Genomic DNA, 1,098 nt, shown 5'->3' with positions numbered 1-1,098 from the left:
AGACTCGTTCGCCGACGATTCGTCCTCGGTGCCGTTCTCGGGGGACGACTCCGAGGAGTCGGACTCCTCACCGTCGGTCGAGTTGCCGTCGGTCGAGTTGCCGTCCATCGTGGTCAGCTCGAAGTTGGTGTGGAGCCGATCGACGTTCTCGACGGCCGCGATCTCCTCGAGCGTCGCCCGGTCGGGGTCGACGTCGATCAGGACCGCGTTCGCCAGCCAGAAGGTGTTTTTCACCTCGATCCCCGGATGACGCTCGGCGAAGCGGAGCAGGTCCTCCTGGGTCTGGTCGGCGTGCGCCTGCATGCTCCCGACCGCCTCGTCTTCCGTCATCGCGCCGTCCGTGTCGGCGCTGTCGAACCGGACGACGACCTCGACGTCACCGTCGCCCGACGCGAAGTCGTCCTCGAGCGCCTCGTCGATCGAGACCTCGTCGGGGTCCTGTTGGTCCGTCAGGTTCTCGTCGGTGTCGGCTACTGTGCTATCCGCATCGATGTCGGCGGCGTCGAGGTCCCCCTCGACGTTCGCCTCGGCGTCGCCCGCGTCCGCGGCCACGGAAGCCCCCGCGACGGGAGCCATCATGGAGACCACCATGACGACCGCGAAGAGCGCGGCGAGCGCCTTCGAATACTTGTTGGTGCGTATCATATCTTCGTCGCGTCGTGACACCCCACTGCGGGAGGATGTCGAAGCCACGGCACGGCTCGCCCGTAGTTATTAACGCAATGTGCGATCACAACGCACGGTTGCGTCCAGACAATCGCCGGTTTCGTCTCGTCGATCGAGGCGATTTCCCCCGTAATGGCCGGTGTCGACGCGAACGTGTCACCGGGACGAAACGGGTACGATGCCCGTTCGACGGCCGTAATCACTCGTTACGGAGGTCGAAACGAATCGGCCGGCAACACGGAGATGAGGAGATGAATACATTAGACGACGAGCCTGTACACGGGCGCGGTACCGGAAAACGAATCGCGTAACACGAGGTTATGCTCCGGATAGCGATTTCGACTGCGTGTCGCTTCGGATCGGGCTCAGAAGCGATAGCGAGCCAAGCAGTTATATACGTTCAATATAATTGAAACGTATCGATGCATCTCC

At 62.4% G+C, this 1,098-nt stretch carries 1 pseudogene; it reads right to left on the bottom strand.

Annotated elements, in window-relative coordinates:
- Window positions 1-645: pseudogene (locus U4E84_RS18360) on the bottom strand (serine protease); the annotation flags it as partial.
- Window positions 646-1,098 lie beyond the last annotated feature (453 nt).

Source organism: Halorubrum sp. AD140, from assembly GCF_034497445.1.
In the GTDB taxonomy this organism is placed as follows: domain Archaea; phylum Halobacteriota; class Halobacteria; order Halobacteriales; family Haloferacaceae; genus Halorubrum.
The sequence above is the reverse complement of the archived record's forward strand: the minus strand, read 5'-3'. Positions and strand labels throughout refer to the sequence as shown.